The following is a 26278-nucleotide window of genomic DNA, read 5'->3' as shown; positions in this document are numbered from 1 at the left end:
TGCCGTTAGTTTCAATATCCTTTGCACAGCCCGCAGATTCACCAGGTAGGGGAATCTATACCCATTATTCCTTTTGCGAATAAAACCATGGGCTGTGTTGCCTATGGTTTTTTATTATGCGAATTTTTGGAGGAATATGGATGAATTTAACCAATATTGGATTAACTGAAAAAATAAATAACGATTTTTTAGCGCAAAAACATAGTGAAGAGATGATTATTGGTCGTGTGGCTCTAGAACATAAGCATATGTATCGTGTATGGACGGAGCATGGAGAACTACTTTGCGAGGTTTCTGGAAAATTTAACTTTGAAGCGATCAATCGTGACGATTATCCTGCGGTCGGGGATTGGGTCATGCTGAAGCCCCGGGTGGAAGAAGGTAAAGGTACAATTTATTCGGTAATGCCGCGGTTCAGCAAGTTTTCTCGTAAATCGGCAGGGAGAACGGCTGAAGAACAAATTGTTGCGGCGAATGTGGATACGGTTTTTCTTGTAAACTCACTGAATGACGACCTTAACTTAAGAAGAATTGAACGCTATCTGCTGCTCACATGGGAAAGCGGTGCAAATCCAGTTATAGTCTTAAGTAAGGCAGACTTATGTGAAAATATTGAAGAGAAGCTTGCAGAAGTTGAAGCCATCGCTTTTGGCGGAGTACCAGTGATAGCAATTAGTGCTGAAATGAAGAGTGGAATTGAAGAGCTTGAACCTTACTTACAGCCTGGAAAAACCATTGCATTATTGGGTTCATCGGGGGTAGGAAAGTCAACCTTAACAAATTTGTTATTGGGATCTGATAAGCAGGCAGTCAAGGAGATTCGTGAAGGGGATGACAAGGGCCGCCACACCACCACGCACCGCGAAATGGTATTATTGCCAAATGGCAGTGTCTTGATCGACACTCCAGGAATGCGAGAAATACAGCTTTGGGAAAGTGCAGATGGTTTAACTGAAACGTTCTCTGATATTGATGAGTTAGGTGAAATGTGCCGATTCAGGGATTGTAAGCATAAGGATGAGCCGGGCTGTGCGGTTTTGGAGGCCATTGAAGAAGGAACGATGGATTCAGGACGCTTAACCAGCTACAACAAGCTGCAAAAAGAACTCGCCTATATCCAAAGAAAAGCCGACAAACGGGCGCAAACAGAAGAACAGAAAAAGTGGAAGAACATCACAAAACAAACGCGACAAAAAAAGAAAATTAAGTAGAAGATTGCGGCCGAACCTGGAGATTGGTTCGGCTTTTGTGCGTGTTGTTAGGATTTTATTAAAATAAGGAAATTTTCTTTTGATTTAATCAGCAAATTGTATTTCTACAAAGAGTTTCGGTATACTCATTATCAAGGCAAATAAATTCCAAAGGGGTGGGTATCATGGAAGAAAGTAAACAACAGGCTACGTTCGCGGGCGGCTGTTTTTGGTGTATGGTGAAGCCATTTGATGAGCAGCCGGGAATTATTAGTGTTATCTCTGGATATACCGGCGGACACGTCGAGAACCCTACATATCAACAGGTTTGTTCGGAGTCAACAGGGCATTATGAAGCTGTTCAAATTACATTTAATCCAGAAATTTTTCCATATGAAAGACTGCTTGAATTATATTGGCAGCAAATCGACCCGACTGATCCTGGCGGTCAATTTTACGACAGGGGTCAGTCTTATCAAACAGCGATTTTTTATCATAATGAAAAACAAAAAGATCTTGCTGAACAGTCAAAGCAAGTTTTACAGGATAGCGGACGCTTCACAAAACCTGTAGTAACGCCGATTTTACCAGCAAAAACCTTCTATCCAGCAGAAGAGTACCATCAGCATTACTATAAGAAAAATAAAGCTCATTATGAAAGTTATCATGTAGGATCAGGGAGAGCTGGATTTATCCAGGCACATTGGAGGGAGAAAAGTGAAAAATAAAGAACAGTTAAAGAAAGTATTATCACCGATTCAGTATGAGGTAACGCAAAATAACGGAACTGAGCCTCCTTTTCGAAACGAATATTGGAATGAAACGAGAGATGGAATTTATGTAGATCTCGTTTCTGGAAAGCCGCTATTTAGCTCACTTGATAAATACGATGCAGGGTGCGGATGGCCGAGTTTTACCAAGCCAATTGTTGAGGAAGAAGTAATCGAAAAAGAGGATAACAGCCATTTTATGATAAGGACAGAAGTTAGAAGCAAATCCGCAGATTCCCATTTAGGTCATGTCTTCGATGACGGACCAGGACCAAATGGATTGCGCTACTGCATTAATTCTGCAGCCTTACGTTTTATTCCCAAAGAGGAATTAGATGAGCAAGGATACGGAGCTTATAAGAAGCTATTTGACGAGAATTAAAAAGGCCGCGATTCGCGGCTTTTCTTATTTTCCTTTTGCTTTAGAAGTGGAGGTCATTCCACCTGAAAGAATAAATTTCATTGCATCCTCAGGTTTAACATCGATAATTTCGACTTGCTCCTTTGGTATTAAGAAAGTAAATCCGGCAACTTGAAAGGTTTGTGGAACATAAACAGCTACATGGTCCTTAAGAGGACTGTAAAAATCCTCCAACTGTTCAGCAGTAATAAACCCCATACTTCTCATTTCCGTTCCAGGAATGACAACAAGCGCCACTTTTGAAAAAGACTTTTTCTCGCCCAAAAAGGATTGAACCGTATCTTTTATTACAGAATAGATCGTTTTTACAACAGGAATTTTTTCAAGCCATTTATCAATGAGTCTGATAATGCTTCCGGTAACAAACTTTGTAGATAGCCAGCCTAACAGCGTAATTAAAACAATCGTCGTCAGCAATCCAATCCCAGGAATATAATCATCCTTTAAATAAGGTCTTAATGTGTTTCCGAGCAGTCCATCGAGGAACAGAAACGTTTTGTAAATAACAAAGATTACAAGAATAATGGGAACAATGGTCAAAATACCGTTAACAAAGCTCTTCAAGAGAGTTTTCATTTTATCACCTACAATTTTATGATTGATTCTCATAATATAGGCGAATGCACAGACAGGTCAAGTACCTAATACATAAAGTAAGAGTGTTAACAGATAAAAAACCTTAAGGAGTGAATAGGTATGTATGGACATGGATTTGGTGGTCAAGATTGTTGTGGATTTGGTTATGCAGCACCAGTTGTAGGTGGATGTGGTTATGGATATGGCACTTTCGTATTAATCGTGGTGTTGTTTATTCTATTAATTATCATCGGCGCTAGCTGGTGCTAACCACTAAAAGACTCAGGTGAAAAGCCTGAGTTTTTTTGTTATTTTCTAAAAACAAGCTAAACACGAACAATAGTGATTTATTTTTATTTATAGTTCGCTTTTATTATTGACGGGGAGAATAATCTCTGATATATTTACCAAGGGTTAAGTAAATACATACGTCTTGGAGGTTTGGACAATGGAAAATAGATATGATGTTATAGTAGTGGGTGCAGGCCCAGCGGGGATTTTTACCTGCTATGAACTTACACTAAAAATGCCGAACGCAAAGGTGCTGTTGGTGGATAAGGGGCATGATATTTATCGGAGAAATTGTCCAATTCTAGAAAATAAAATTGAGAAATGTCCTCCAGCAGCGGGCAAGAAAGAGTTTGCAGGATGTTTACCAGCGTGTTCAATCACTGCAGGCTTCGGTGGTGCAGGCGCGTACTCAGATGGAAAGTTTAATATCACGAGCGAATTTGGGGGTTGGATGACGGATTATCTTCCAGATTCTCAAGTTGTCGATTTGATTAAATATGTTGATTCTATAAATTTAAGTCATGGTGCAACAGAAAGTATTACCGATCCACTTACAGATAAAGTTAAGGATATCGAGCGCCGCGGCTATGCAGCAGGTTTAAAACTATTACGTGCACAGGTTCGTCACCTTGGAACCGAACAAAATTTAAAAATTATGAAAAGTATCTTTGAATACTTAAATGATAAAATTGAAATGTCATATAAAACAGAAGTCCAGGATTTAATTACTGAAAGAACTCCTGATGGGTATGTTGTAAAAGGAATCAAGCTGAAAGGTGATAAGGACATTTATGCAGATAAGGTCGTTATTACTCCAGGTCGTGATGGTTCGAAATGGCTGACTGAGATTCTTAAGTCACGTCGCCTGAAAATGACTAGTAATCAAGTAGATATCGGCGTTCGTGTAGAGACGTCTGACATTGTTATGAAAGAAATCAATGACAATTTGTACGAAGGGAAATTTATTTTCAATACATCCGTTGGAACACGAGTACGGACGTTTTGCAGCAATCCTTCCGGACATGTTGTCGTTGAAAATCACTCTGGTATCATGCTTGCAAATGGCCATGCCTATAAGGATCCGAAGCTTGGAAGTCCAAATACCAACTTTGCCTTGCTTGTATCTCATACATTTTCAGAACCTTTCGATAAGCCGACCGAATACGCGCATGAAGTATCACGCCTTGCAAACGCCCTTTCAAATGGCGGCTTAATTGTCCAAAAATATGGAGATATCTTAAAAGGTCGTCGTTCAACGGATAGAAGAATTAAAGAGGGATTCATCGAGCCTACTCTTAAAGAGGCGGTTCCAGGGGATCTTGGACTGGTACTACCGTATAATACTCTTAAGAGTTTAATTGAGATGACCGAGGCGTTAAATCAAATTACACCAGGATTAGCTTCAGAGCACACATTATTCTACGGAGTGGAAGCGAAATTCTACTCTGCACGACCAAAACTCAATGACCGTTTTGAATCAGAAATCAGCGGTTTGTATGTCGGCGGAGATGGCGCAGGAATTACCCGCGGTCTTGCTCAAGCAAGTGCATGCGGGGTCTGGATTGCAAGAGATATCATCAAAAAAGCTACAACCGAGCGTGAAAAAGAAGTAGTAATGGCATAAACCCGCTAAAATTAGCGGGTTTATTTTTTTGATTTAGCTACATATCCGCGATAAATAGATATATCTGCGTTAAATGAAATATATATGTGATGCCTCTGATTCCATATAAAAAACCATACAAAAAAACAGGGAAATTTTCCCTGTTTTTTCAACCAATGGTAACTTTTTCTTTCGGATAATGAATTTTCTCCTGGCTAGTATCTTTGCCTCTTAGAATCAGTAAGCAGGTTACAATCCCCAAACGTCCGATAAACATTAATAAGATTATCAGGATTTTCCCAAATGTTGTTAGCATGGGTGTTAAGCCCATCGACAATCCATTCGTTCCAAACGCTGATGTAACTTCAAAGATTACTTGAATCAAGGTACCTTTTTCCGTAATAGAGAGGATTAATATCGAGACTAAACAGAGCATAGCGGCTGTGGAGATTACGATAAAGGATTTAAGCACATCCTCACTATGCAGTTCTCGTCTAAATACTTTAATGGAACCTTTTCCTCGTGCATAAAAGTAAATCGCTAGCAATACAATCGCAAACGTTGTCGTCCGGATTCCACCGCTGGCGCTGCTCGGTGAACCGCCGATAAACATTAATAACGACATAAAGAGCTGATTACTTGGTGTGAAATCATTCAAATCCATCGTTGCCAACCCAGCACTTTTAGTGGTGGCAGAATTAAATAAGGAATAGAAAAACGTTTCATGCCAAGATTTATCAGCAAAGAAATGATAACTATCGAGTAAATAAATCATAATGCCGCCAACAATGGTTAAGATGACAAATGTTGCGGTAGTTAATTTAGTAAATAAAGTGAAATGATACCTTCTTTTACTCTTCAAACTTAAGAAGTATTCATAAACCTCAACAATAACCGGGAAACCAATTGCTCCGATAATCATCAATAAAATGATGACAGTTTGAACAAAGTAGTCATTACTAAAAGGGATTAATGAACCCCCGGTAATATCAAATCCTGCATTTGTCGTGGCACTAATGGAGCCGAAAAATCCATGTTTAAAAGCTGAAAAGGAGCTGTCAAAGTATTTCAAGAACCGTAATCCTAAAATAATTCCTCCGATAATTTCAACTGAAATAATGGTAATAAAAACCCTCTTTGCCAGCTGCACCAAACCAGATAGGTTGGATTGATTTTGGTCCACCATGATCAGTTGGCGTTCCCTTAATCCTACTTTTTTACCAATCATTATCCAAAGAAAGGTGCTAAGAGACATTACCCCTAATCCGCCTAATTGGAGAATAATACACAAAAGAAATATTCCAAAATTATTAAAGGTATCTTTTAAGGAGATTACACTTAAACCTGTAACACTTACAGCACTAGCTGATGTAAATAAGGCATCAATAAAACTAATGGATGCATTTTCATGATGTGCCAATGGTATTTTTAAAAGAAATGTTGAAATGATTAAAGCAGATAAGTAAAAAATTACGATTAATTGAATCGTTGATAATTCTTTCTTCTTAGAAAATCGCTTTCTCGAAATATTCATTTGATCCTTCCTTATGTAAATCTAAGTGTTATTTTATATTAACCGCCCTTAAAAGTAAAAGATAGTTTTCCCACTAGAATTTTCTGACATTTTTATATATGCTAGTATTATTAGGACAAAGGATGCCTGGGGGACTATGGATATGATCACAAAGCTGAAATCCTTATATGACCAGAAAGAATACAATCAAGCATTAGATATCATAAATCAAGAGTTACATGTGTTAAAATCGATGCGTCACTCTGAAATAAAACAAAAGCTTAACAGAATAAAGTCTGCAGAAGAATTTCAGGTATTGATTCGGTTCACAGACCATTTTTTGATGTATCAATATAGTTCTTTTATAGCTCGTTACGCTTACCGCCGTTTCCCTTGCGTTTTAACACTTTCTTGGTATTGTGAGGAGCTTCTTGATAATGGAAAGCTGTTAGAAGCAGATGAGCTTATTTCTGCCGCAATTGCTGAAAACCAAGAGGACATTCAGGATGGTGAAGAAGTCGAACGGCTTTATTTTTGCAAGATTCGTTGTTTGTTAGAAATGAAGCTATTTAAGGAAGCAGAAAAACTTCTGGAAAAGGTGAAAGAATCGTCCCGACCTTTACATGACAAGATTGGTTATGTATTTATGCAAACTGGGAATAGAGAGAAAGCGGAGAAGTACTTTCAACAAGGACTTAACGATTCTGAAAAAGGACGGATTTGTTATTTGCTGCTGGCCGATTTAAAAGCATCAAATGGACAAATTGAAGAGGCTTTAGCGCTTATCGAACAAGGGGAGAAACTCTACCCTGAAACACCATCTTTCATGTTAGAAAAAATAAGACGTTACCGGGATCTCGGCAAAATGACAGAAATGCTTGAATTGATACAGGAATTAAATGAAAGAATAGCTGAGCATGCCTATCAAAAGTATTTTCGCTATTTAACCAAAACGGCGTACTACCAATTAGGAGAATTTGATATCTTAAGGAATGAAGATAAGAGGGAGAAATCCCTTTTCACAGTAAAAAATGAACAGGGTGAATTAATTAAACTTACTATCAAGCCCATTATTCAAAAAAGTAATTATTGTGTTCCAGCAAGCTTGGAGATGATTCTGACCTATTTTGGAAAAGACATTACCCAGGATGAAATTGCCACTCATATTTTTGATTTTACTGGTTCGAAGCTGTCAACGACCGTTGACTATCTTGAAGAAAACGGATATGCATGTCGATATTTTGTAGGCAAGAAAGAGCTTTATCAAGAATTATTGAAAAAGAATATTCCGATTCTGTTAAGTGTTGATTTTGAGCATTCTTCCCATGTTCAAGTGATGACAGGATATGACAGTATGTTTGATTTTTATCATATACAAGAACCTAACCTATTGGAAACGATGTATTTAGCTGCAGATGATATGGAAAAAGCAAATGCATCAACGAGTTATATGTCCATCGTATGCGTTCCAAAGGAAAGAGCCCAAGAACTTTCCTTTTTATCAAAAGAAGAAGATGATTATTTCCGCAGATTGCATGATTTAGGCGAAAAGCTGGAGGAGGATGAAGAAAAGTACAAAGAGACTTTTTTAGAATTCTTAAAGGCTGCTATAGATGTCCCTTACTCACCAATTTATGTGGTAAAGCATTTTTCTTTTGAGGAATATAGTGATTTCATCGTTCAATGTGCTGAAAAACTGTTAGAGTCTTATCCAAATAATGACTTTATGAATCTGCATGTGGCCCAAGCCTATATGCGTCTGCAAAGAATGGAGCAGGCTAGGGAGCAGCTTAACCATACAGCACGGAAAACCTTCTCTCCGCTCTATCATTTTCTCAATGGGAGAATTGCCCTTTACTTTGATGAAATGAAAGAAGCAATTGGCTACTTTCGGAACTCCTTGCAGCTTGATCCGGATCAATACTACACATGGAGCTATCTTGCTCTTGCCTATCTTTATTCAGGTGATGTTAAGAAGGCAGAGTATTTCTCCTCTATTAGTATGCAGCTTGCACCGAAAGAAAGATTTGTCCGAATCAATCATGCAGCAGTGTTAATTGAAAAGCAGGAGTACGATGAAGCCCGGGGTATTTATGATCAGCTAATTCGAGAAATACCTACGGATGGTCATGCATGGTATGAACGAGCGCGTCTTGACCAGAAGCTGGGGAAAATAAGAAAGGCGTTGCGTGGTTATTTAATGGCAATTAATTTGGAGGACAATATTCCTTTTGCCGTACTTGCAGCTGCCGACCTCTATGATTACGAGTTGAAGGAGCCTGCAAAAGCAGAAGAAATATTACAATCAGGCATAAATACCGCTGTTTCTGCCCAGCTTTTGGTTCGTCTCGGAGATTTCTATCATGAACGTGGGGAAATTGAAAAGTGTAGGGACTGTTATCAAGAATGTATCGATTTATTTCCAGATGAAGGTTTTGCCTATATTGGTTTAGCAGAAATCCTAGGCAGGCAGGAAAATAAGGAAAAGGCAGTTGAATTTCTTAAAACCCATAAAGCCAAATTTGATAAAGATAGTGAATACTTGATTAATAGTGGAAGTATGATGGCTGAATGGGCGATGGAAGAAGATAATAATCAGTTAATAGAAGAATCTTTAGAGTTAATAGAGAATGGAATCAACCATATTCACTCCAATTTCAATGAAGCTTTAGAGCTTTATGTAAAAATAGCTGGTGAAACACCTTTCATTAACCGAGCTATTGATTTTCTCAAACAAAAGTTTACAGATAATTCTAGTGTGATAGAATTCAAATGCTATGAGGGAACATTGTTCGAGGAACAACAGCAATACGCTCCTGCTTTGGATTGTTATAAAACTGCCATACAGGTAAGAGAAGATTCTTTTCCTTATTATCGATTGGGGGAAGTATACTTTAAGCTTGGAATGTATGAGCCTGCAGCAAGTGCTTATAAAACGAGCATAAGTATTGACCCAGCCATTGAGCCTGCCTATTTGCGATTAGCTGAAATAGCAGCATTCAATGAAAATCACGAGGAAGAAGCTGAATATCTCCTCCGCCTGCTGGAATTTGCTCCAGTAAGTGTAAATATAGAATATTTAGTTTCAATTTTAGATGAAGACAAACAGAGACAATTACTGGCTATGCTTCTATCATTGCCTAAAGGGTTAAATGAAATATGGAGGCTTGATTCGGAAGCTTATGTATATGGTGCTCTAGGTGAAACGCAGCTTGAACAAGAGAAGGTAAATGCTGCTCTTCAACTAAATCCAGACTATTCGGAACTGCTACATCATCAGGCTAAGATTTTTATTAAAGCAAAAAAGTGGAAGAAGGCTCGGTCTATCCTAACATTGCTTTTAAATAATGACCCTGAGAATGGGGAGCTATATCGAACACTCATTATCTACAGTGCTGCTGCAAATAAATGGTCAAGACTCCCGAATTTCCTGACAAAACTTGAAGGGAAAGATGAAGGTAAAAGCACGAGGTTTTTATTTGCCGCAGAGGCGGGAAAACAATTCGTTCTGGATATGAATTTGAATGATGAAGTTGAAGGGAATGCGTTTGGTCGTTTTGTCACGAAGCTAAAAAACCACACCAAGCAAATTTACCTTTTTGGATCTATCATCGAGCTGTATGAGATGGCGATTAGATTGGATAAAAATAACCTATCAGCAGTAAGTCATTTTGCTAAACTTTATGAGGATTTTGAACTAACTGAGGATGCCATAAAAATTTTACAAAAGTCTCTGAAGAAACAGTGGGATGAACCTCTTGCTTATCAGTTAGGTTTGAATTATTTGAATGAGGAAGATTATTTTTCAGCACTGCCGCTGTTTGAACGTCAATTAAACAGTGACCCAGAAGATTCCCATCTCCGCTATTTGGTTGCATTGTGTCATTGTGAAATGGGAGAAACACGTGTAGCCGAAGACATGATGATGAGGATTATCAAGGAAAACCCTTATGAACATGACGTCCATTTACGGTTAGGGCGCCTATTCAATGAACAAGCCAGACATTTAGGGGCAAAGGATATCCTTGAAAAAGGAATGGTATACCATCCATACGACGCTGAAATCAGGGAAGAGCTTCAACTGACAAATCAGAATTTAGAAAAGTCAATAGTACTCACTAACTAAAACAGATGCGAAGGCGTATCTGTTTTTTTCTATATACAAATATAAGATGAAAGTATTAAAAACCTCGCTCATACAATGAACTAAAAGGGGAAGTGGTGTGGCGGTGGAACGTACGTATTTAATTAAACCATTACTCGATGAATCCTTACCGATGATTGATTATGGTAAAGGGATTTATTTGTATGATAAGGATGGAAAAAAATACCTTGATGGTGCATCAGGCGCTGTTACAGCCAACATTGGACATGGGGTAACTGAAATTATTGAAGCGATGCAGGAACAGGCTAAAAAAGTCTCATTCGTGTATCGCTCGCAATTTACGAGTGAAAGTGCTGAGAAACTCGCTGAGAAGATCGCAGATTTAACACCAGCTGATTTAAATTGGTGCTTCTTTGTTAATAGCGGTTCTGAAGCGGTAGAAACCGCAATGAAAATGGCCATCCAATATTGGCAGGAGAAAGGCATACAAACGAAAACGAAGGTGCTTTCAAGGTGGGTCAGCTACCATGGAATCACGTTAGGTGCGCTTTCCTTGTCCGGTCATACTGGCAGGAGAGCACGATTTGTTCCACTTCTAGAGGATTTTCCAGTCATTAATCCCCCTTATTGTTATCGTTGTCCCTACAACCTTGAAGCCCCATCCTGTGGCTTTCTTTGCGCTCAGGAATTAGAACTTGCGATTAAACGGATTGGTGCCAATCATATTGCGGCCTTTATAGCAGAGCCTGTCATCGGTGCTGCGGGGGGAGCGATTGCACCACCAGAGGGATATTTTAAGAAAATCAAAAAAATCTGTGAAGACCATGACATCCTTTTTATTGCAGATGAGGTGATGACTGGTTTTGGGCGAACAGGATCGATGCTTGCTATGGAGCAATATGGGGTTATTCCTGATATTGTGGCTTTAGGAAAAGGAATGGGGGCAGGCTACGCTCCTATTGCGGCTGCGCTTGCAAGTGAAAAAGTCATTGAGCCCATTTTAGCGGGGACAAAAGTGGTGATGAGCGGACATACCTTAAGTGCCAACCCGCAATCCTGTGCCGTTTCTCTAGCGGTACTAGAATACTTGGAAAAAAATCAGATTGTTAGCGAAGTAGAATCCAAGGGAGATTACTTAAAAAATATGCTCTTACATTTAAAAAATCAATATTCCTTTATCGGTGACATTCGCGGTAAAGGCTTAATGCTCGGAATTGAATTTGTTGAGGACGTCACCACTAAAGCACCTTTTCCTAGGGAGGCACTCGTTACCCAAGAGATAATTTCCCTTGCTAAGGAAAAAGGGCTGCTTGTTTATCCGGCAGGTTCTGGTATTGATGGTGTCAACGGTGATTCCATAATCATCTCGCCGCCATTAACCATTACCAAAAATGAAATAGACGAATTGGTTTCACTCATGCAAGCAACCTTTGATGCTTTTACTCTACAATTGAAAATGGGTGGTGTTTAAATGGAAAATCCATTTGGAAAAATTACAACCTTAGAAAAGGTTTTGGAACTCTTCTATAACGGAATGACTTTAATGTTTGGTGGTTTTGGCGGTGTTGGGTCTCCACCAACCCTGATTGATGGAATCCTTGAAAAAGGGATAGAAAGGTTGATTCTAATTGGGAATGATACAGGGTTTCCGCACATCGGCATTGGAAAATTAGTTAGTCAGGAAAGGGCAATAAAGGTAATTGCCTCTCATATTGGTTCCAATCCCATTGCCGGAAAACTCATGCATGAAGGAAAGCTAGAGGTGGAGTTTTCACCGCAAGGAATTTTAGCAGAAAGGATTCGTGCAGGAGGAGTCGGTCTTCCTGCGATTCTAAGTGATATTGGAATGGATAATGATCTCGTATCAAAAAACAAGCCCCATTTTTTCCTCAACGGAAAGGACTACTTAATTGAAACAGCTTTAACCGCAGATGTATCAATACTTTATGCCAAAAAAGCAGACCCCTATGGAAATTTAATTTATGACAAAAGTGCCCGAAATACAAATCCACTTGTCGCAATGGCAGGAGATATCACGATTGCAGAGGTAGAGGAGATTGTTCCACTTGGAAGCCTCAATCCTGATGAAATTATTACCCCTGGAGTGTTCGTCGATCACATTATCCCTTCGAAGGGAGTGAACTGGAAATGGGCTTGGGAGTAGACTTTCGTAACAAAATAGCAAGAAGAGCAGCAGAGGAAATCACGAATGGAATGGTGGTTAATCTGGGCATTGGTATCCCATCCTTAGTTCCTAATCATTTACCAAAAGACATGATGGTGATGTTCCATGCTGAAAATGGGATTACTGGTATGGGACCAAGCCCAGAAAAAGGTATGGAAGATGAAAATTTATGTAATGCTGGTGGTTTTCCAGTCACCTTGAATCTAGGTGGTTCTTACTGTGATAGTGCTATTTCCTTTGCGATGATTCGCAGAGGACGGGTGGATATCACGATTTTGGGGTCACTTCAGGTTAGTGGAAATGGAGATTTGGCCAACTGGATTGTTCCGGGAAAAAAGGTCCCTGGTATGGGCGGTGCGATGGAACTAGCTCAGAAAGCAAGAAAAGTGATTGTATTAATGAATCATTGTGATAAAGCGGGAAATCCGAAAATTGTTACTTCCTGCACATTACCACTGACCTCTAAAGCCTGCGTTGATATGATCATTACGGAATTAGCTGTTTTCAGGGTGACTCCTGAGGGATTATTGCTAACAGAACTGTTTCCGCCCTATGACTTACAAGAGGTCGTAAATAATACAGAATGTGAGTTCACGATTAGTGATATTGTTCGAAAGATATCCTATTAATCTCACCCATCCTTAAAAAGAAGGAGTGAAAGCGTTGACTAATCATGAAGAATCCATTAAACAATGGCTGAAGGACAATCGTGCCAGAGGGACGAGGTTCTTACAAATACTCGTCCAAGAAAATAGTACTAGAGGAAACGAAAGTAGTGCTCAGGCTGTCATTATTGAAAAATGCCGGCAGTTGGGATTGAATCTCGATATCTGGGAAATTGACAGAAATGAGCTCATCCAGCATGAGGCATTCTGCTGTGATCGGGAAAGCTTTGAAGGAAATCCAAATGTAGTCGCGGTGTTAAAAGGGACTGGCGGCGGAAAGTCTATCATTCTAAATGGACATATCGATGTGGTCCCGGTTGGAGATGAGAAAAACTGGGAACATGATCCGTTTAGCGGACATATTGAATGTGGAAAGCTGTATGGACGAGGAAGTACGGATATGAAAGGCGGCACGGCTGCTCTAATTATGGCGATAGAGGCAATCATTTCCACTGGAATTAAGCTTAAAGGGGATGTTATTTTTCAAAGTGTAATAGAGGAAGAAAGCGGCGGTGCCGGCACACTCGCTGCGGTTCTACGAGGATATCGTGCTGACGGTGCTATTATCCCGGAACCGACGGGGATGAAAATTTTTCCAAAGCAGCAGGGTTCCATGTGGTTTAGAGTTACCGTGAAGGGCAGGGCAGCACATGGCGGAACAAGATATGAAGGCGTAAGCGCCATTGAAAAGGCAGTATTGGTCATCCAAAAGCTGCAGCAATTAGAAAAAAATCGAAATATAAAAATCACCGATCCGCTATTTAACAGTATTCCGATACCAATCCCGATTAATATTGGAAAAATAAATAGTGGTGAATGGCCGTCATCTGTTCCTGATTTAGCAGTAATTGAGGGTAGAATGGGCGTATCCCCTGAAGAAACGATTTCAGCGGCTCAAGGGGAAATGGCTGTGGTATTAAATGAACTCAATGAGCAAGACGAGTGGTTCCAAAAAAATCCTATAGCGATTGAATGGTTTGGGGGGAGATGGCTTCCAGGTAACCTTGAAGTGGATCACCCATTAATGAAGACACTTTCTGAGAGTTTTGTAGAAATCAAGGGAGAGCAACCAGTTATTGAAGCAAGTCCTTGGGGGACGGATGGTGGAATTCTATCAAATGTCGGAAATACACCTGTAGTTGTATTCGGACCGGGGATAACGGCAACGGCACATGACGCGAATGAACACATTCAGTTGGAAGATCTGTTTGCAGCAAGTAAGATTATTGCTCTAACTCTATTAAAGTGGTGTGAAGTCAGTGATAAGAATCCCTCCTAAAACAGAATTAGCAAAGTTTGGTACAATATTATTAAGAACTTTTTAGTATTTGGAGGGATTGTGATGAAGAAGGATTTGTGGATAGGCGGGGAATATCGAAGTGCTTCTTCCTATATGGAGCTTAAGAATCCATTTGACTTGGAGGTTCTTGGCCAAATTGGCATTGCTAATCAGGAAGATGTGCGCTCAGCAATAAAGGCAGCAGAAGATGCTAAAGAAATAATGGCAGAAATGCCTGCATTTGAACGGGCGGAAATCCTTGAGAAAGTTTCTCAATATTTAAAGGATGACCGAGAGGAATGCGCGAGAATAATAGCCCTAGAGGCTGCAAAACCGCTAAAGGCAGCGAGAGCAGAAGTGGACCGGACGATTATGACATACACTTTTGCGGCACATGAAGCGAGAAGAATTCATGGTGAAACGGTGCCAATGGACGCCGCACCTGGAGGTCAGGGCAGACTTGCCTTTACGATTCGGGAACCATTAGGCGTGATTGCTGCGGTTACCCCGTTCAATTTCCCTATGAATCTAGTTGCCCATAAATTGGGTCCAGCCATTGCGGCTGGAAATAGTGTTGTTTTAAAACCAGCTAGTCAGACTCCTTTATCGGCATTTAAGATAGCAGAATACTTTCACTCTGCAGGCTTACCGGCTGGTGCATTGAATGTCATTACGGGAAGTGGCAGTAAAATCGGCGATATACTAATGAAAGACGACCGTATCAAAATGATTACCTTTACAGGAAGTCCTGAGGTAGGTCGCTATATTCGAGAAAACTCTGGTTTAAAGCGGGTGACCTTGGAATTAGGCTCGAATTCGGCATTAATTGTTGACGTTGGTGTTCAATTAGAGAATGTCATCCCAAGAATTGTGAATGGGGCCTTTGCCTATCAGGGGCAGGTTTGTATTTCGATTCAGAGAATTTTTGTCCATGAAAAGGTTTTTGAAGCATTTGTGGAGAAGTTTGTTATTGAAACCCAAAAGTTAAAAGCAGGTAATCCCCTTGAGGAAGATAGTGATATTTCAGCGATGATTACACGTGGTGACGTACAGCGAACGAAGGAATGGGTAGATGAAGCGATTAGCAATGGAGCAGAATTAAAGGCTGGCGGAAACTCCGAAGAAGGGATTTTCCAGCCTACCGTTTTAGTAAATGTCCCTCCAAGCGAAAAGGTGAGTTGTGAAGAGGTATTTGCACCCGTTGTGCATATTAATAGCTTCGGTCATTTTGAGGATGCAATCAATATGGTGAACGATTCTAAATATGGGTTGCAAGCCGGAATCTTTACGAATGATATCCATAAAGCACTTCAAGCTGCCAAAAAGCTACATGTTGGCGGTGTTATGATTAACGAAATCCCCACCTTCCGCGTGGACCAAATGCCATATGGCGGCGTGAAAATGAGCGGAATGGGGCGAGAAGGAATCAAATATGCAGTGGAAGAAATGACTGAACTCAAGCTGATCAGCTTTAAAACAGAGTAGAAGAAAATGTCTGGCTGATTTCCAGTCAGGCATTTTTAACCTGCCTTATCGGGAAGGAGTCTATAAGATGAATCAAAGTGCCTCCACTATCCAAATCGAAGAAAGTAATTTCTTTCTTGACGTTTACCTAGATCCTTTTAATAAAAGAATCCGGATTGACGATTACCGCGGCAATACAAATCTACTTTTGGAAAAAGCGGAGGAGTTAGTCCGCAAGTATCAAGCAGAAAAGTTAATAATGAAAGCGCGGTCAGAGGATTTTTTACACTTATATGAAAAAGGCTTACAGCCGGAAGTCGTAGTTGACCGCTATTTTCTCGGGTCTGATGCTCATTTTTTTTCAAAGTTTTATACTGTGGAGCGAAAGAAGAATGACCATTGGATTACGGAGGACGGAATGATTCACAGCATTTATCAATTGGATACCACCATTGATAAGCCGTTTCCGCCAAAGGAGTATGAATTAAAAAAAGCAGATGAAGCATGTGCCGAAGAGCTGTCAGGATTATATCGCCAGGTGTTTCAGATTTACCCTACACCCTTACATGACCCTGAATATGTGAAAAAGACGTTAATGGAAGGGACTATCTATTACGTATACTTTTATCAGGGCAAAATTGTCAGTGCTGCATCTGCTGAAGTGAATTCTTTTTATAAAAATGCAGAATTGACCGATTGTGCGACCTTACCGGAACATCGGAAATATGGGTTAATGAAAATAATTCTCCGTGAGTTAGAGGGTGAACTGAAAAGGCAGGGAATATTCTGTGCCTATTCAATAGCGAGGAGTTTATCCTTTGGAATGAATGCGGTATTATACCAGCTTGGATATAAGTATCGCGGCCGATTAATGAATAACTGCTATATCTACGACAAGCTTGAGAATATGAATATGTGGGTAAAGAATCTGGCAAACTGCTAATATTTCGGCTACAGGTGACGAATTTTCGGCACCTTTTAATAGGAGGTGAAACAATGGTTCAATTAACTGCGTTAACGAAGGAAGTTCTTTCAGCCATCCTGAAAACCATCGATGAAGGAATCCATGTGGTCAATACAGAAGGGAAAACCATTTTTTATAATGAGGTTGCGGCAAGGCATGATGGCATGAATGTGAAGGAAGTTCAGGGGAAAGACCTGCTGGATGTTTTTCCTTCCTTAACCGAGAATTCAAGTACACTGCTCAGGGTGATTAAAACGGGCAAACCCATCTATAATCAGGCACAGGTTTATGTAAACATCCATGGAGCACGGATTGATACCATTAATACGACACTTCCTATTTTTGTAGATAAGGAGATTATTGGTGCGGTTGAAATTGCCAAGGATTACTCCCGGATGAAGCAACTTGCGGAAAGCCTATTAGATTTGCAAAAAAGTGTGAATAAAAACAATAAGAAAAAAATATCAAAAAACGTCAAGTATACGTTAGATGATTTAAAGAGTGTTAATCCGATATTCCAGAGCCTGAAGGACGAAGCTAGAAAGCTGGCAAAATCAGACTCTCCCATTCTTGTATATGGAGAAAGCGGGACAGGAAAAGAATTGTTTGTGCAAGGTGTCCATCACGAATCCCTTCGCGGGGATGGGCCGTTCATTGCTCAAAACTGTGCAGCCATCCCAGAAACGCTGCTTGAAAGTATTCTATTTGGTACGGCAAAAGGAAGCTATACCGGTGCGGTTGAGAGAAAGGGGCTTTTTGAGCTGGCAGACGGCGGTACACTATTTCTTGATGAACTTCATACCATGCCGATTGAGCTGCAGGCTAAGCTGTTAAGGGTTTTAGAGGATGGGATGGTACGAAGAGTCGGAAGTGCACAAAATATTTCGGTTGATGTCCGCGTCATAGCAGCGATGAATATCCATCCAAATACGGCTCTAGAAAATCAAAAGCTACGCTCTGACCTTTACTACCGTTTAAATGTCTTTACCTTTTCACTTCTGCCGATTCGTGAACGAAAAGAGGATATCCTGTATTTAACGGATTATTTTATTCAATTTTTTAATAAGAAATTGAATAAAAGGATTAAAGGGATAGAGAAAAAATTAGAGAGTTTCTTTATGACTCACCTTTGGCCAGGGAACGTGAGGGAGCTAAAGCATACAATTGAGTATATGATGAACGTATGCGAGGATGAGGTCCTTCAAATGGCGGACCTGCCAATAATGATGAAACAGCATGCGGCAATCAATGAAAATGTTGAGAACAGCCTTTCTTTAAGAAAAAATGTCGAAGAAATGGAAAGACAACTAATTGATTCAGCACTGAAAATGTCAGACGGCAACATCAATCAAGCGGCCAAGCTACTAGAAATCCCAAGACAAACCTTACAATATAAACTTAAAAAAATTAGAGAATAACTGCCGAAAAATCGGCGTTTTTTTTTATTTTATAGGCTGTGATAAAGCTAATTGTTGAGTTTTGCACCCTGTTGATTTACGCGGAAGGCACGAGACTCCTCGAAAATGCTATCGCATTTTCTTCGTGCGTGGGCGGATTCGAGGATGAAAAATCAGTGTCTTGCAGGAGGACGGGACAGGGGAGACCCCGCTCATCTCTTAGCGCCGAGGAGGCTTCCCGAACCGCCTGCGGAAAGCGAAGTGCCTCGTGACAGGCAAAGACCGCCTGTCACTGCGGTGATTATTTCAAGGAGCTTTCCTTAGTGGAGCGTAAATCAACAGGCCACTTTAACACAGCCAATTTTAAAAGATTAAGACATGGAGGAATCCTTACCCGGACTAAGTGCATTGGCATAATTCTTGCATAATATTTTAGTAAAGCAGGGTAAGGAGGAATTTAATATGAAACAGACACTATATAAGCCGAATAGGCATTGGAAAGATATAGAGCTTTGGAAAGATGTAAGTGAAGAACAATGGAATGATTGGCTATGGCAGCTAACAAATACCATCCGCACACTAGAAGATTTAAAAAAGGTAATCAACTTAACTCCAGATGAAGAAGAAGGAGTAAGAATCTCAACCAAAACGATACCCTTAAATATAACACCCTACTATGCTTCGCTTATGAACCCTGATGACCCACGCTGCCCCATTCGGATGCAGTCGGTTCCAATTTCAGAAGAAATTCATAAAACGAAATATGACCTTGAAGATCCACTATATGAGGATGAAGATTCACCAGTACCAGGATTGACGCACCGTTACCCAGATCGCGTTCTATTTCTTGTCACCAATCAATGTTCGATGTACTGCCGCTACTGTACGAGAAGAAGATTCTCAGGACAAATTGGAATGGGTGTCCCAAAGAAGCAGCTAGATGCAGCGATAAATTATATCCGGCAAACCCCGCAAGTACGGGATGTGTTAATTTCTGGCGGTGACGGGCTGCTTATAAATGATAATATCCTTGAATATATTTTGAAAAATCTTCGTGAAATTGACCATGTGGAAATTATTCGGATTGGAACAAGAGCACCAGTAGTATTCCCGCAAAGGATTACCGAAAACCTTTGTAACATTTTAAAAAAGTATCATCCAATTTGGTTGAATACTCATTTTAATACATCCATCGAAATAACTGAAGAGTCTAAAAAGGCATGTGAAATGCTTGCTAACTCTGGTGTTCCAGTCGGGAACCAATCGGTCATCCTCGCCGGTATCAACGACAGTGTGCCGATTATGAAAAAGCTTATGCATGATCTCGTGAAAATTCGTGTACGTCCATATTATATATATCAATGTGATTTATCCGAAGGAATTGGTCATTTCCGTGCACCTGTTTCAAAAGGACTTGAAATAATAGAAGGACTCCGCGGACATACGAGCGGCTATGCAGTGCCGACTTTTGTGCTTGACGGTCCTGGCGGTGGCGGGAAAATTTCACTTCAGCCGAATTATTTAATTTCACAAAGTGCAGAAAAAGTTGTCCTCAGGAATTTTGAAGGAGTCATTACCTCTTATCCAGAACCAGAAAATTATAAGCCAGGAACAGCAGAAGGTTATTTTAAAGAGATTTATCCTGACATGGAGGAGAAACGCTCTAATGTTGGGATTGCAGGAATTATGAATGACCAGCATTTTAACCTTGTTCCAGAGGGCTTACAGAGATTAAATCGTCGAAAAGAATACAATCAAAATCCTACCCATACCACATTGAAGGATAAACGAGGCAAGCGTGATGAGTTGAAGGAAAAGAAATTTCAGGCACTTCAAAACAAACCAGCGACTGCTGGAAAAAATGATTCTGATGGGAACTCTACATCGAATGAATAGAGGGATGAATATGGGATTAGTCTGTGAATGGTGCGGGAGTGCTGCTAAAAATGGTGAGAATAGCGTTTATTGGGAGCTTCCTGACGGCACAAGAGCCATTCAAATAATAGAAACCCCCGCAGTGGTTTGCGATGATTGCAACATGGTCTATCAAACAGATGAAATAACAAAGGAAATTGAAGATCAATTATTCCTGATTGATACGAAGAAAATTGGAAACAGCATCACCTATAAAGAGTTAATGTCCCTTCCGAGACTTTTGAAGAGAAATTATTTTGATTTTTCTTCCTAAAACAAAACCCCTATCAGCGTCGATAGGGGTTTTTGATTATTCTGTTTGAATCGGTTTTGCTGCGTTTTTCCTCGCTCGTAAAAACTTAACTAGGTTTAAGACAATGGTTTTCATGACTGCATAAAATGGGATTGCCAGGACCATCCCAAGGACTCCAGCCAGATTTCCGGCAGCTAATAATATAATGATAATGGTTGCTGGATGGGTGTCCAAGCTTTTTCCGAGAATGAGCGGGGATAATACATTCCCTTCCACCTGTTGAGCAATGAGAATAACTACTATGACTAACAATGCTTTTGTTGGAGAATCGAATAACGCTACGATTACCGCAGGTGCTCCTCCAAGAATTGGGCCGATATAAGGAATAATGTTGGTAAATGCTACGATTAAGGCCATGACAAGTGCAAAGGGTAAATCAATAATCAGGTAACCGATAAACGCCAGCGTGCCTACAGCCAATGCTACAGTTACTTGGCCCTGGATATAAGCAGAGAGAGTATCGCCTGTCTCTTTAAGGATGGATAAGCCTTCCTCTCTGTATGGATTGGGAAGGAATTTTGAGATTGCCGTAGGAAACTTGTGTCCATCTTTAAACATGTAGAATAATAAAAAAGGAACCGTGACGAGAATGATAGCTATATTGGTTATCACACCAAGTATATTCGTTATGCTGCCTGTAATCGTGTTAGGCAGGGTATTTGCAAATTCGATGAGCCTTTCCTGAACAGTTTCAAGAAGATCCTTTTGCTCGTCCATGATCCATTTAAATTCAGATGATTTCATGACATTGTCAAAAAACTGCATGGTTTTGTCTGCATATACTGGAAGTTCGTTCGCAAGAGCTGTAAATTGTTTTGTAATCGCAGGAATTAAATTTCCAATTGCAAGTACACAAATGAGTATAAAAACAACATAAATGATAAGGATGGCTAATAATCTAGGCACTTTATGGCGCTGTAGAAAATTAACGACTGGATTAAGTAAAAAGTAAAGAAAACCTGTTATCAAAATGGGGAAAAAGATGGTTGAAAAAAATATTCCGATTGGTTCAAATAAGAAGGATATCTTAGTTGAAACCCAAATGATGGTTAAAATTAACAAGACCTGTATTAACCAATATTGAAATTTCTTCTTTGCCAATGTATGTACCTCTGTTTCTATATATTTGGTAAAATTATATCAAATCTTTATCACTTATAGTATCTTTAAGTAAAATCAATTTTTGTCTCAGGATAGAAAGAAAGGCGCTATGTATGATTAAATCTTTTTATCATTTTTTAATGAAATATCGGCACCCAGAACCAAAGGATGCCATCAGTGTTTTTGCGAATGAGGCTTTTTTGGACCATAGCTTCCCAAAAACATCTGAAGACTACCATGAGCTCAGTTCTTACCTAGAATTTAATGGTCATTATCTAGAGTCCATGACTATATTTGATGAAGCCTGGGAACTTTATGTCTTATCAGAAAGTAATTGAATTTATGTAAATCCCTTTAGATCGTCTCTGTAAAAAGAGGCGATTTTTCTTTTTCCCCAGTGTGCGCGGGTACATCCATTGGTGCATATACTATTGTAATCAAAATTCACGACTCATCATTGAGAGGATGGAGGATATGAAAAGAAGGAATATACCGAAGTATAAGGTCGGTGATACGGTCGTGATAACGATGTATGGTACAGTTGGCAAAATAACCGATGTCAAGTTGATTGACGGGAATTATGTGTACGAAGTGAATAAAAGTGATGGTCTTTTTGTTGAATCAGGACTGCAGCTCCTTTCAGAATATGAAGGAGATTTGGTGGAGCAAGAACAAATAGATATTGAATATAAATTCTTCTTCGGAGATTTAGTTCAAGTCGCCGGATATGGCGCAGATTTGTTTAAGATTGTTGGATTTCGAACGGAAATTTGGCGCTACAAAGAAGATGCATGGGAAGATGTTATCTACGAACTTTCAAGAATTAGTGATGGGGAATGGCTGGAAGCGGGTGAAGAGGAAATGACACTCGTTGCAGACGCTGAGAGTGCGGATACGTTTATTCAAAAACTAGGACTCCTTTATTTAGTAAATAACGAAGAGAAGCACCAGGTCGCAATTTCAAAAACACAAAAAAACATTGTGAGAAAAGCAGAACTTGAAGAAATTGAACGAAAAAAGGAAAAGAAGCAGTTAATCGATAATTTATTAGATATATTTAATGATTACAAAATTTTATATACAATATTTCACGACCAGGAGTATTATCAAGTTATGCGTGTCATTTTAAGGAAATTAAAGAGTATTGTAAATGACGATGGTAAAAGCCATGTCTAGCTTCTACCACCTGGAAATTGCCACTAATAAATAAATGATCAAAGGAATTCCACCCCATTTTATTAGAAAAAATAGGCCGTCTAAAATCTTTTCAAAGGCAGTGATGATCAATCCATCCTCCTGATTTACATCATCAAGAATAGCATCAAATTTCGCTTGTAGATTTGACATACTATCACCTCATAATCGTATTTTTTTCATTCTATGCTTGTCCAAAGAAAAAAAGACATATTTAATCTTTTATTTTGCACTCTATGTTTAAGCTGCAGAATATTTACCGATTCTTCTAGAAGTAAATAGCATGAATGTGCAGAATTCATCATACATTCGTAAAAAGGGGGCGATGCTATGAGAGAAATTGAAGTATTTATTGATACGGAAGAGATTGCTGAATTTTTCTTTCATGAGCTGGTGAAAAGAGGATACGTTCCTACGGAAGAAGAATTGGAAGAAATCGCTGATATCACCTTCGAGTATCTCATCGAGAAAAGTATTATCGACGAAGAAGTAGAAGATGAATAGGTAAAATATCACGATACTGTATTCATCTTTTTAATAAGAAGTAGCGAAAGACGAGCATTTGAACCTGCTCGCTTTTTGTTTGTGATATTTTTTTTGCTATTTTTCATTAATTGGTGAAACTTTACTATTTCTTTATCGTATTAAGAATAGCGAAGATGAGGAGGAATGATGGATGCTTAAAAAGATTTTAAAATCAATTCTTGGAAGTAAACTTCATCATCAAAAAAAATATTCACATTCTAGTAATGCTTGGAAGAAAATGAACCACCACAAACATAAGCACCTAGGACATCAGCACTATAAAAAGAAGCATAAAAGCGGCAGTTTCTTTTCTAGCTTCTTTAGCAGTTAATTACTTATATGTTTAAAAGAATGACTTTAGTCGCTGCTAACATTATGGAAAGCAGATTTAGGGAAAATGAAATTATTGCAGAGCGATACGAGATTATCAACCATTTAGGCGTTGGAAGCTATGGAAATAGTTACTTAGTAATTGATCAGGTATCGCAGCAAAAGAAAGTACTAAAAGCATTACGCATCCATAAAAGAATTACGAAGTTAGGGAAAAGGGACTTTGAGCTTGAAAAAGACCTGCTCCAAACCATTAATCACGCTGGGTTTCCTCGTTTTTTCGAAGATGGAATTTACAAAAATATACCATTTTATACAATGGAGTATATTGAAGGTAAGAATTTCGAACAGCTGATCTTTCAGGATGGGCAAAAATATTCAGAAATAGAAGCTTTTAGAATTGCGAATCAATTACTAGAGCACATAAATTATTTGCATGAACAGCAGTTAATTCATAGAGATATTCGAATCCCTAATGTAATTGCGAATGGTTCTGAGATTGTGCTTATAGATTTAGGGCTGGCAAGGAAACGTAATCATGTGAATGCAGGAATAAAGCGAAAACGGCATTTGCGAAAAGAGGTAAATCCCCAGGCAGACTTTTATGGTCTTGGTCATTTTTTGTTGTTTTTACTTTACTCCAACTTTTCTTTTCCAAAAAAAACCAAGGAGAGCAGCTGGGAAGAGGAATTGGAGATATCATATCATGCAAAGTACATTATCAGCAGACTTTTACAAATAAAAGACTGTTATGAGTGCTGCGCACAAGTAAAGTCAGATATCCAAAAATATTTGTAGTATAAGGGAGGAAATAAGAATGTCTTTTTTTGACAAAGTATTTGCTAGTGTAGGAATTGGTTCAGCAACGGTAGACACCAAGCTCGAGAGGGATACATATAAGCCGGGTGAAACGGTTAATGGTATTGTAGAAATCAGAGGTGGAAAGGTAGACCAGCAGGTAGATGATATCTATTTATCATTAAATACTACCTATTTAAAAGAATCAGATGATAAAAAGTATAATGTTACAGCTACAATCGATCGTTTCCGAGTCACCAGCCCATTTACAATTGGAAAAAATGAAAGAAAAGAAATTCCTTTTTCCTTCCAGCTTCCACTAGATACACCACTGTCTATCGGCAGGTCAAAAATTTGGGTAACAACTGGTTTAGATATTAAGAACGCTGTGGACCCAGGTGATAAAGACTATATTCAAGTTGTTCCTGATCAATTGATGAATGCCATCTTTAACGCAGTCGACAGTCTTGGATTCCGTTTGCGTGAAGCTGATTGTGAAGAAGCATCTTACAAAGTTCGCGGCCGCTTGCCGTTTGTGCAAGAATTTGAATATGTACCAACCTCTGGACCATTCCGTGGAAGATTAGATGAGCTAGAGGTAGTCCTCAGACCATCAGGAAATGGCATAATAGAGTTGCTTTTACAAGTAGACCGTCGTGCACGCGGATTGGGTGGATTATTTGCAGAAGCAGCTGGTTTGGACGAAAGTAATGTAAGATTAACGGTAACATCCGCCGATATTCCAAACCTCCAACAGCAAATTCAAAGCGTTATTCAAAGATTTTCTTAATTTTCGACAAAAAAAGACAGATTTCTCTGAAGGATTCTCCTATATCCATCTCTAATTATTAAGTAATAAGAATTACCTTAATTATTGGAGGGGATAAGATGATCAAGGCGATAACCAGAAGAGCTAGTATTCAATATGATGTGACAATCTTTCAAACTCCAAAGTACAGAGAATATAAAGGGTACAAACAGGTATATCGTACATTCATTCAAGCAGGCAGCCATGAAAATTGTTTGGAAGAAACGTTTAGTCTCTTTAATGTTATGGATCGAATTCCATCGAATTATCAGGGGAGATTTCTTTCCACAGGAGACATCATATTAATTGATGAAGGTCGAGGCGGACAGCATTATTATCAATTAAAACCTGGTGGGTGGCATCCTGTTAATCGAATCCAAATAAGATAAAAGAAAACCTAAGGAGAAAATTCCTTAGGTTTTCTTACTGTCCAGCTCCAGCGCCCTAGCGGCTAGTGTCCTTCGCTCTCCGCCCTACGATAAGTCAACATCGAATCGCCTCCGGCTCTTCGTGTTTCCTTTATCTCAGTTGGAGCGCTCCTGGCCATACGCCGCTGACCAGGGCGCTTGCGCTTTTCTTATTGCTTTAGCTTTTATTGACCATTACTTTTTCGACCGCCTGATGCTTCATTTTCTTTTGCATGGGCATTATGCTCTGCTTCAATGGCCTCAGGTGGAATATGATTATTTTTCTTAGGGCGATTTGTTTGTGCTCTATGCTTTTTTCCCATAATTTTATGAACCTCCTTTGGATAATCTAAAAATAGCTTCCCACAAATAGAAAAATTCATGACGTTTTCAGTGAAAGGTTTTTCATTGGACAAAGTGTTGTGATATATTGACAAGTGTGAAGTTACGAACTTCACTTTAATT

At 39.3% G+C, this 26278-nt stretch carries 27 protein-coding genes; 22 read left to right on the top strand and 5 right to left on the bottom strand.

Going from position 1 to position 26278, the window contains the following annotated elements:
• Positions 1–140: 140 nt before the first annotated feature.
• The 3 genes from rsgA (at position 141) to msrB (ending at position 2342) form a co-directional block, all read left to right on the top strand.
• Positions 141–1211 (top strand): ribosome small subunit-dependent GTPase A, encoded by a 1071-nt coding sequence (rsgA, locus tag QNH48_RS20775; protein WP_283951831.1) that lies wholly within the window; start codon positions 141–143, stop codon positions 1209–1211.
• A gap of 164 nt (positions 1212–1375) precedes the next feature.
• The gene (msrA, locus tag QNH48_RS20770) at positions 1376–1918 is read left to right on the top strand and encodes a peptide-methionine (S)-S-oxide reductase MsrA (RefSeq protein ID WP_283951830.1); all 543 of its coding nucleotides are present in this window, start codon (positions 1376–1378) and stop codon (positions 1916–1918) included.
• A complete protein-coding gene (msrB, locus tag QNH48_RS20765) occupies positions 1908–2342 on the top strand; it encodes a peptide-methionine (R)-S-oxide reductase MsrB (protein ID WP_283951829.1) in 435 nt (144 codons plus the stop codon). The genes msrA and msrB overlap by 11 nt, the downstream gene beginning before the upstream one ends.
• Before the next feature lie 24 nt (positions 2343–2366).
• Here the strand turns inward: msrB and QNH48_RS20760 are convergent, their stop codons facing one another.
• Positions 2367–2957 carry a DUF502 domain-containing protein gene (locus QNH48_RS20760; protein ID WP_095250565.1) on the bottom strand — a complete coding sequence of 197 codons (591 nt, stop codon included), beginning with the start codon at positions 2955–2957 and terminating at the stop codon, positions 2367–2369.
• A 120-nt stretch (positions 2958–3077) separates the two neighbouring features.
• On the opposite strand from QNH48_RS20760, the gene QNH48_RS20755 reads away from it, so the two are divergent.
• Entirely contained in the window at positions 3078–3227 is a 150-nt protein-coding gene (locus QNH48_RS20755; protein WP_283951828.1) for a YjcZ family sporulation protein, read from the top strand.
• 178 nt (positions 3228–3405) lie between these two features.
• The gene (locus QNH48_RS20750; RefSeq protein WP_283951827.1) at positions 3406–4872 is read left to right on the top strand and encodes an NAD(P)/FAD-dependent oxidoreductase; all 1467 of its coding nucleotides are present in this window, start codon (positions 3406–3408) and stop codon (positions 4870–4872) included.
• Between the two features lie 148 nt (positions 4873–5020).
• On the opposite strand, the gene QNH48_RS20745 is transcribed toward QNH48_RS20750, so the two are convergent.
• Positions 5021–6385, bottom strand: coding sequence for a TrkH family potassium uptake protein (locus tag QNH48_RS20745; protein ID WP_283951826.1), 1365 nt, complete (start codon positions 6383–6385; stop codon positions 5021–5023).
• Positions 6386–6527: 142 nt separating this feature from the next.
• Between QNH48_RS20745 and QNH48_RS20740 the strand changes: the two genes are divergently transcribed.
• From QNH48_RS20740 to QNH48_RS20695, 10 genes are all read left to right on the top strand, one after another.
• Positions 6528–10490 carry a tetratricopeptide repeat protein gene (locus QNH48_RS20740; protein WP_283951825.1) on the top strand — a complete coding sequence of 1321 codons (3963 nt, stop codon included), beginning with the start codon at positions 6528–6530 and terminating at the stop codon, positions 10488–10490.
• Between the two features lie 103 nt (positions 10491–10593).
• Positions 10594–11940 (top strand): aspartate aminotransferase family protein, encoded by a 1347-nt coding sequence (locus tag QNH48_RS20735; RefSeq protein WP_283955839.1) that lies wholly within the window; start codon positions 10594–10596, stop codon positions 11938–11940.
• Positions 11941–12633: a CoA transferase subunit A gene (locus QNH48_RS20730; RefSeq protein WP_283951824.1), complete on the top strand. Its 693-nt coding sequence runs from the start codon at positions 11941–11943 to the stop codon at positions 12631–12633. It begins immediately after the preceding gene.
• The gene (locus QNH48_RS20725; protein WP_283951823.1) at positions 12618–13283 is read left to right on the top strand and encodes a 3-oxoacid CoA-transferase subunit B; all 666 of its coding nucleotides are present in this window, start codon (positions 12618–12620) and stop codon (positions 13281–13283) included. Before QNH48_RS20730 ends, QNH48_RS20725 begins: the two co-directional genes overlap by 16 nt.
• A gap of 34 nt (positions 13284–13317) precedes the next feature.
• Positions 13318–14598: a peptidase gene (locus QNH48_RS20720; protein WP_283951822.1), complete on the top strand. Its 1281-nt coding sequence runs from the start codon at positions 13318–13320 to the stop codon at positions 14596–14598.
• 63 nt (positions 14599–14661) lie between these two features.
• Positions 14662–16083, top strand: a complete 1422-nt coding sequence (locus tag QNH48_RS20715) for an aldehyde dehydrogenase family protein (RefSeq protein ID WP_283951821.1) — start codon at positions 14662–14664, stop codon at positions 16081–16083.
• 67 nt (positions 16084–16150) lie between these two features.
• Positions 16151–17005, top strand: coding sequence for a putative beta-lysine N-acetyltransferase (ablB, locus tag QNH48_RS20710; protein ID WP_283951820.1), 855 nt, complete (start codon positions 16151–16153; stop codon positions 17003–17005).
• A gap of 53 nt (positions 17006–17058) precedes the next feature.
• On the top strand, positions 17059–18444 hold the full coding sequence (locus QNH48_RS20705) for a sigma-54 interaction domain-containing protein (RefSeq protein ID WP_283951819.1): 1386 nt from the start codon (positions 17059–17061) through the stop codon (positions 18442–18444).
• Positions 18445–18885: 441 nt separating this feature from the next.
• Positions 18886–20319, top strand: a complete 1434-nt coding sequence (gene kamA, locus QNH48_RS20700) for a lysine 2,3-aminomutase (protein ID WP_283951818.1) — start codon at positions 18886–18888, stop codon at positions 20317–20319.
• Positions 20312–20611 carry a YokU family protein gene (locus QNH48_RS20695; protein WP_481858430.1) on the top strand — a complete coding sequence of 100 codons (300 nt, stop codon included), beginning with the start codon at positions 20312–20314 and terminating at the stop codon, positions 20609–20611. Before kamA ends, QNH48_RS20695 begins: the two co-directional genes overlap by 8 nt.
• A gap of 36 nt (positions 20612–20647) precedes the next feature.
• On the opposite strand, the gene QNH48_RS20690 is transcribed toward QNH48_RS20695, so the two are convergent.
• On the bottom strand, positions 20648–21751 hold the full coding sequence (locus QNH48_RS20690; RefSeq protein WP_283951817.1) for an AI-2E family transporter: 1104 nt from the start codon (positions 21749–21751) through the stop codon (positions 20648–20650).
• A gap of 116 nt (positions 21752–21867) precedes the next feature.
• Here QNH48_RS20690 and QNH48_RS20685 point away from each other — a divergent pair, with 116 nt between their 5' ends.
• Positions 21868–22089: a YozE family protein gene (locus QNH48_RS20685; RefSeq protein ID WP_283955837.1), complete on the top strand. Its 222-nt coding sequence runs from the start codon at positions 21868–21870 to the stop codon at positions 22087–22089.
• A 127-nt stretch (positions 22090–22216) separates the two neighbouring features.
• Positions 22217–22927, top strand: a complete 711-nt coding sequence (locus QNH48_RS20680; protein WP_133367101.1) for a germination protein YodN — start codon at positions 22217–22219, stop codon at positions 22925–22927.
• A gap of 3 nt (positions 22928–22930) precedes the next feature.
• On the opposite strand, the gene QNH48_RS20675 is transcribed toward QNH48_RS20680, so the two are convergent.
• Positions 22931–23098, bottom strand: a complete 168-nt coding sequence (locus QNH48_RS20675) for a hypothetical protein (protein ID WP_283951816.1) — start codon at positions 23096–23098, stop codon at positions 22931–22933.
• Positions 23099–23275: 177 nt separating this feature from the next.
• On the opposite strand from QNH48_RS20675, the gene QNH48_RS20670 reads away from it, so the two are divergent.
• From QNH48_RS20670 to QNH48_RS20650, 5 genes are all read left to right on the top strand, one after another.
• A complete protein-coding gene (locus tag QNH48_RS20670) occupies positions 23276–23449 on the top strand; it encodes a YozD family protein (RefSeq protein ID WP_081954691.1) in 174 nt (57 codons plus the stop codon).
• Positions 23450–23621: 172 nt separating this feature from the next.
• Positions 23622–23801, top strand: coding sequence for a hypothetical protein (locus tag QNH48_RS20665; RefSeq protein ID WP_133367100.1), 180 nt, complete (start codon positions 23622–23624; stop codon positions 23799–23801).
• Between the two features lie 44 nt (positions 23802–23845).
• Positions 23846–24598 (top strand): serine/threonine protein kinase, encoded by a 753-nt coding sequence (locus tag QNH48_RS20660; RefSeq protein WP_283951815.1) that lies wholly within the window; start codon positions 23846–23848, stop codon positions 24596–24598.
• 19 nt (positions 24599–24617) lie between these two features.
• On the top strand, positions 24618–25388 hold the full coding sequence (locus QNH48_RS20655) for a sporulation protein (protein ID WP_133367098.1): 771 nt from the start codon (positions 24618–24620) through the stop codon (positions 25386–25388).
• 98 nt (positions 25389–25486) lie between these two features.
• A complete protein-coding gene (locus tag QNH48_RS20650) occupies positions 25487–25795 on the top strand; it encodes a YodL domain-containing protein (protein WP_283951814.1) in 309 nt (102 codons plus the stop codon).
• Positions 25796–25998: 203 nt separating this feature from the next.
• On the opposite strand, the gene QNH48_RS20645 is transcribed toward QNH48_RS20650, so the two are convergent.
• Entirely contained in the window at positions 25999–26136 is a 138-nt protein-coding gene (locus QNH48_RS20645; protein WP_095250585.1) for a hypothetical protein, read from the bottom strand.
• Positions 26137–26278 lie beyond the last annotated feature (142 nt).

The organism is Neobacillus sp. YX16 (assembly GCF_030123505.1).
In the GTDB taxonomy this organism is placed as follows: domain Bacteria; phylum Bacillota; class Bacilli; order Bacillales; family Cytobacillaceae; genus Neobacillus.
Note: the sequence above shows the minus strand (reverse complement) of the source record. Positions and strands in the feature narration are given on the sequence as shown.

Bases quoted from the DNA above. Each gene is read 5' to 3' on its own strand.
- rsgA (WP_283951831.1), top strand. From the start codon at position 141: ATGAATTTAACCAATATTGGATTAACTGAAAAAATAAATAACGATTTT.
- msrA (WP_283951830.1), top strand. From the start codon at position 1,376: ATGGAAGAAAGTAAACAACAGGCTACGTTCGCGGGCGGCTGTTTTTGG.
- QNH48_RS20760 (WP_095250565.1), bottom strand. From the start codon at position 2,957: ATGAAAACTCTCTTGAAGAGCTTTGTTAACGGTATTTTGACCATTGTT.
- QNH48_RS20755 (WP_283951828.1), top strand. From the start codon at position 3,078: ATGTATGGACATGGATTTGGTGGTCAAGATTGTTGTGGATTTGGTTAT.
- QNH48_RS20750 (WP_283951827.1), top strand. From the start codon at position 3,406: ATGGAAAATAGATATGATGTTATAGTAGTGGGTGCAGGCCCAGCGGGG.
- QNH48_RS20745 (WP_283951826.1), bottom strand. From the start codon at position 6,385: ATGAATATTTCGAGAAAGCGATTTTCTAAGAAGAAAGAATTATCAACG.
- QNH48_RS20740 (WP_283951825.1), top strand. From the start codon at position 6,528: ATGATCACAAAGCTGAAATCCTTATATGACCAGAAAGAATACAATCAA.
- QNH48_RS20730 (WP_283951824.1), top strand. From the start codon at position 11,941: ATGGAAAATCCATTTGGAAAAATTACAACCTTAGAAAAGGTTTTGGAA.
- QNH48_RS20725 (WP_283951823.1), top strand. From the start codon at position 12,618: ATGGGCTTGGGAGTAGACTTTCGTAACAAAATAGCAAGAAGAGCAGCA.
- QNH48_RS20715 (WP_283951821.1), top strand. From the start codon at position 14,662: ATGAAGAAGGATTTGTGGATAGGCGGGGAATATCGAAGTGCTTCTTCC.
- ablB (WP_283951820.1), top strand. From the start codon at position 16,151: ATGAATCAAAGTGCCTCCACTATCCAAATCGAAGAAAGTAATTTCTTT.
- QNH48_RS20705 (WP_283951819.1), top strand. From the start codon at position 17,059: ATGGTTCAATTAACTGCGTTAACGAAGGAAGTTCTTTCAGCCATCCTG.
- kamA (WP_283951818.1), top strand. From the start codon at position 18,886: ATGAAACAGACACTATATAAGCCGAATAGGCATTGGAAAGATATAGAG.
- QNH48_RS20695 (WP_481858430.1), top strand. From the start codon at position 20,312: ATGAATAGAGGGATGAATATGGGATTAGTCTGTGAATGGTGCGGGAGT.
- QNH48_RS20680 (WP_133367101.1), top strand. From the start codon at position 22,217: ATGGAGGATATGAAAAGAAGGAATATACCGAAGTATAAGGTCGGTGAT.
- QNH48_RS20675 (WP_283951816.1), bottom strand. From the start codon at position 23,098: ATGTCAAATCTACAAGCGAAATTTGATGCTATTCTTGATGATGTAAAT.
- QNH48_RS20670 (WP_081954691.1), top strand. From the start codon at position 23,276: ATGAGAGAAATTGAAGTATTTATTGATACGGAAGAGATTGCTGAATTT.
- QNH48_RS20665 (WP_133367100.1), top strand. From the start codon at position 23,622: ATGCTTAAAAAGATTTTAAAATCAATTCTTGGAAGTAAACTTCATCAT.
- QNH48_RS20660 (WP_283951815.1), top strand. From the start codon at position 23,846: ATGGAAAGCAGATTTAGGGAAAATGAAATTATTGCAGAGCGATACGAG.
- QNH48_RS20655 (WP_133367098.1), top strand. From the start codon at position 24,618: ATGTCTTTTTTTGACAAAGTATTTGCTAGTGTAGGAATTGGTTCAGCA.
- QNH48_RS20650 (WP_283951814.1), top strand. From the start codon at position 25,487: ATGATCAAGGCGATAACCAGAAGAGCTAGTATTCAATATGATGTGACA.
- QNH48_RS20645 (WP_095250585.1), bottom strand. From the start codon at position 26,136: ATGGGAAAAAAGCATAGAGCACAAACAAATCGCCCTAAGAAAAATAAT.